The following is a 4631-nucleotide window of genomic DNA, read 5'->3' as shown; positions in this document are numbered from 1 at the left end:
CCAAGGGCCTGCAGGTGCTGGCCGACGAGGTGGAACTGGCCCGCGTCATCGCCAACCTGCTGGAGAACGCGCGCCGCTACGGCAAGACGCCCGAAACCGGCATCGCCGTGGTGGACATCGCCGCCAAGGCCCGCAACGAATGGGTGCTGCTGAAGGTGCGCGACCACGGCATGGGCGTAGCGCCGGATGCATTGCCGAACCTCGTGAAGCCCTTCTTCCGCGGCGATGCGGCCCGGACGGCCGCCACCGGCGCCGGCCTCGGCCTGGCGATCGTCGACAAGACGGTGCAGCGCATGGGCGGCATCTTCGCGCTCTCCAACACCAGCTCGGGCGGGCTGGCCGCGCACATCAAGCTGCAGCGGCCGCGGCTGATGCCCGCCATGCCGGGCGGCGCCAGCAGCCCCATCGACATGAGCAACCGGGCGCGGGAAACGGCCTGAGGGAACAGCCGAACGCGGACTTCTTAACGCAAAAGCCGCAAAAGGAATACGAAAGCCGCAAAAGAACATCCTTGAAGTGGATGTCCTTTTGCGGCTTTTGCGAAACCTTTGCGGCTTTTGCGTTAGGAAAGTCCGAATCGGGTTTTCGGATTTCCTACTGCGTCAGCAGCACCACCGCCCGCGCCTCGATGCTCTGGCCCATGCCCACGGGCCCGAGCCGTTCGGCCGTCTTGGCTTTCACGTTGACCTGGTCGGGCGCGATCTCCAGCGCCTGGGCGATGCGCGAGCGCATGGCCTCGATGTGCGGCGCCAGCTTCGGCGCCTGGGCGACCACCGTGCTGTCGAGGTTGACGACCTTCCAGCCCTGCTCGCGCACGCGCCGCATCGCCTCCTGCAGCAGCACGATGGAATCCGCACCGCGGAAGCGCTCGTCCGTGTCGGGGAAGTGGCGGCCGATGTCGCCCAGCCCAGCCGCGCCGACGAGCGCATCGGTGATGGCGTGCAGCAGCACGTCGGCATCCGAGTGCCCGAGCAGCCCGCGCTCGTAGGGGATCTCCACGCCGCCCAGTACCAGCCGGCGGCCCGGCACCAGGGCGTGCGTGTCCCAGCCTTCGCCGATCCGCAGCTGGGGAATCAACGCGCCCGCCCGCGCAGCACGGCCTCGGCCATGGCGAAGTCTTCGGGGTAGGTGACCTTGAAGTTCTGCGCGCCGGCTTCCACCAGCAGCGGCTTCAGCCCCATCTTCTCGATGGCGCTGGATTCGTCGGTCACCTGGCCGTCCGCGCCCTCCAGGGCCTGCCTCAGCATGCCCAGCCGGAACATCTGGGGCGTCTGCGCCTGCCATTTGTCCGTGCGCGTCACGGTGGCGGCCACGCGGCCGTTCTCGCCGATCTTCAGCGTGTCGGGCAGCGGATGGGCCAGCAGCCCGCCCACTTCGTCCTTGCTGCAGTGGTCGATCAGGCGGTCGATCAGCTGCGGCGTGATGAGGCAGCGGGCCGCATCGTGCACCAGGACCCAGTCGCTGTCGACGGCGCCGGCGCGGCGCAGTTCGCGCAGGCCGTTGGCCACGCTCTGCGCGCGGGTGGCGCCGCCGCAGGGCACGACGAGGGCCGAGGTGGTGGGATTGCGTTCGAAGAAGCCGTCGCCGGGCGCGACCACCACCAGCGTGCGCGCGATGCGCTTGACGCCGGCGAAGGCCGACAGGGTGTGCCAGATCATCGGCTGGCCGGCGACGCGTTCGTATTGCTTCGGGCCGGCCGTGCCGGCGCGGCTGCCGTTGCCGGCGCAGGGAATCAGGGCGAAGTAGCGGGAAGTGGGTGCGGTCGCGTTCATGTCCGTCCCTTTCATTCTACGGAGAGCGTCGTTCCCCCTACAATGGTGGCACACCCCGCCCTCTCCAGGCGCGGGGTGTTTTGCATTTTCGCTTCCGCTTTTTCCCCATGGATCTGCCCAAGCTCGCCCCCGGAAGAAGGATGGCCTTGCCGCGCCCGGTCGGCTCGGCCGATGCGCTGCTGCTGGCCCGGCTGGCGCAGCGCGAACTGCAGGATGGCAAGCTGACGGCCATCGTCACGGCCGAGGCCGGCGACGCCCAGCGCCTGCTGGACGAGATCGCCTTCTTCGCCCCCGATCTGCGCTGCGCCCTCTTCCCGGACTGGGAGACGCTGCCCTACGACCAGTTCTCGCCGCACCAGGACCTGATCAGCGAACGCCTCGCGACCTTGTGGCGCATCCTGCAGCGCGAGGCCGACGTGGTGCTGGTGCCGGCGAGCACGGCGCTGTACCGCGTCGCGCCGCCCGCCTTCCTGGCCGGCTACACCTTCCACTTCCGCGTGCAGCAGAAGCTGGACGAAGCGCGGCTGAAGGCGCAGCTCACGCTGGCCGGCTACAACCACGTCACGCAGGTGGTGAGCCCCGGCGAATACGCGGTGCGGGGGGGCCTGATCGACCTCTTCCCCATGGGCTCGCCGGTGCCTTACCGCGTCGACCTGTTCGACGACGAGGTCGACTCGATCCGCACCTTCGACCCCGACACCCAGCGCAGCCTCTATCCGGTGCCCGAGGTGCGGCTGCTGCCCGGGCGCGAGTTCCCGATGGACGACGACGCCCGGGCGCGCTTCCGCAGCCGCTGGCGCGAGCTGCTCGAAGGCGACCCGACCAAGAGCCGCATCTACAAGGACATGGGCAACGGCGTCGCCACCGCCGGCATCGAGTACTACCTGCCGCTGTTCTTCGAAAACACCGCGACCGTCTTCGACTACTTCGGCGAGAAGTCGACGCTGGTGCTGCACGGGGAGCTGGAGCCCTCCTTCAACCGCTTCTGGCAGGACACGCGCGACCGCCACCGCCTGGTGCAGGGCGATCCGGAACGGCCGGTGCTGCCGCCGGAGGCGCTGTTCCTCACCAGCGAGCAGTTCTACACGCGGGCCAACCAGCACGCGCAGCTCGCGTTCAAGGCGGTCCCGCAGGAAGAAGGCTATGCCGAATTCCGCCGCCTGCCGAACATCGCCGTCGTGCGCGGTGCCGAGGACCCGCTCAAGAACTTCAAGTACCACGCGGAGCACTCCTCCCATCGGGTGCTGGTGCTGGCCGAAAGCGCCGGCCGGCGCGAGAGCCTGCTCGACTTCCTGCGCGCGAGCCACCTCACGCTGGCGGCCTTCGACTCGCTGGCCGAATTCCAGGCCAGCGACGAGAAGCTGGGCATCGCCACCGCGGCGCTCGCCAGCGGCTTCGCCTGGGCCGAGGAAGCGATCGACTTCGTCACCGAGACCGAGCTGTTCGCGAGCGCGCCCACGGCGCGCCGGCGCAAGAAGCAGGAACAGGTCAGCGACGTCGATGCCCTGATCAAGGATCTCTCGGAGCTGAACATCGGCGACCCGGTGGTGCACGCGCAGCACGGCATCGGCCGCTACAAGGGGCTGGTGAACCTGGACCTGGGCCAGGGCAGCACCGAGTTCCTGCACCTCGCATACGCCGGCGACGCCACGCTCTACGTGCCGGTGAGCCAGCTGCACCTGATCAGCCGCTACACCGGCGTCGGGGCGGAGGAGGCGCCGCTGCACAAGCTCGGCTCCGGCCAGTGGGAGAAGGCCAGGCGCAAGGCGGCCGAACAGGTGCGCGACACCGCGGCCGAACTGCTGAACCTCTATGCCCGCCGGGCGGCCCGCCAGGGCCATGCCTTCCGCTTCTCGGCCCAGGACTACGAGGCTTTCGCCAACGATTTCGGCTTCGAGGAAACGCCGGACCAGAAGGCGGCGATCCATGCCGTGATCCAGGACATGGTGTCGCCGCACCCGATGGACCGGCTGGTCTGCGGCGACGTCGGCTTCGGCAAGACCGAAGTGGCATTGCGCGCCGCCTTCGTGGCGATCACCGGCGGCAAGCAGGTCGCCTTCCTGGCGCCGACCACGCTGCTGGCGGAGCAGCACTACCAGACGCTGGTGGACCGCTTCGGCAAGTGGCCGGTGAAGGTGGCGGAGATGAGCCGCTTCCGCTCCGGCAAGGAGATCACGGCGGCGGCCAAGGGGCTGGAGGACGGCAGCATCGACATCGTGGTGGGCACCCACAAGCTGCTGTCTTCCTCCATCAAGTTCAAGAACCTGGGCCTGCTGATCATCGACGAGGAGCACCGCTTCGGCGTGCGCCACAAGGAGGCGATCAAGGCCATGCGGGCCGAGGTGGACGTGCTCACGCTCACCGCCACGCCGATCCCGCGGACGCTGGGCATGGCGCTGGAAGGCCTGCGCGACCTGTCGGTGATCGCCACTGCGCCGCAGCGGCGGCTGGCGATCAAGACCTTCGTGCGCAACGAAGGCAACGGCGTGATCCGCGAGGCGGTGCTGCGCGAATTGAAGCGCGGCGGCCAGGTCTACTTCCTGCACAACGAGGTGGAGACGATCCAGAACCGGCGCGAGGCGCTGGAGCGGCTGCTGCCGGAAGCGCGCATCGCCGTCGCCCACGGCCAGATGCCCGAGCGCGAGCTGGAACGCGTGATGCGCGATTTCGTGCAGCAGCGCTACAACGTGCTGCTGTGCTCCACCATCATCGAGACCGGCATCGACGTGCCCTCGGCCAACACCATCGTGATCTCGCGCGCCGACAAGTTCGGCCTGGCGCAGCTCCACCAGCTGCGTGGCCGCGTCGGCCGCAGCCACCACCAGGCTTATGCGTACCTGATGGTGCCGGACATCGAGG

At 68.8% G+C, this 4631-nt stretch carries 4 protein-coding genes; 2 read left to right on the top strand and 2 right to left on the bottom strand.

Annotated features, from left to right (window positions below; genetic code table 11):
* Window positions 1–440: ATP-binding protein (locus VFM98_RS23805; RefSeq protein WP_325112374.1), on the top strand; the 440-nt coding region annotated here is incomplete at its 5' end.
* 154 nt (window positions 441–594) lie between these two features.
* Here the strand turns inward: VFM98_RS23805 and ispF are convergent.
* Both ispF and ispD read right to left on the bottom strand, forming a co-directional pair.
* Window positions 595–1077 (bottom strand): 2-C-methyl-D-erythritol 2,4-cyclodiphosphate synthase, encoded by a 483-nt coding sequence (ispF, locus tag VFM98_RS23800; protein ID WP_325112373.1) that lies wholly within the window; start codon window positions 1075–1077, stop codon window positions 595–597.
* Entirely contained in the window at window positions 1074–1772 is a 699-nt protein-coding gene (ispD, locus tag VFM98_RS23795) for a 2-C-methyl-D-erythritol 4-phosphate cytidylyltransferase (protein ID WP_325112372.1), read from the bottom strand. The genes ispF and ispD overlap by 4 nt, the downstream gene beginning before the upstream one ends.
* Window positions 1773–1879: 107 nt before the next feature.
* Here ispD and mfd point away from each other — a divergent pair.
* A partial coding sequence (mfd, locus tag VFM98_RS23790) for a transcription-repair coupling factor (RefSeq protein WP_325112371.1) occupies window positions 1880–4631 on the top strand: 2752 nt, incomplete at its 3' end.

The organism is Ramlibacter sp., assembly GCF_035706265.1.
Taxonomy (GTDB): domain Bacteria; phylum Pseudomonadota; class Gammaproteobacteria; order Burkholderiales; family Burkholderiaceae_C; genus Ramlibacter.
This window is presented reverse-complemented; position numbering and strand designations above follow the sequence as displayed.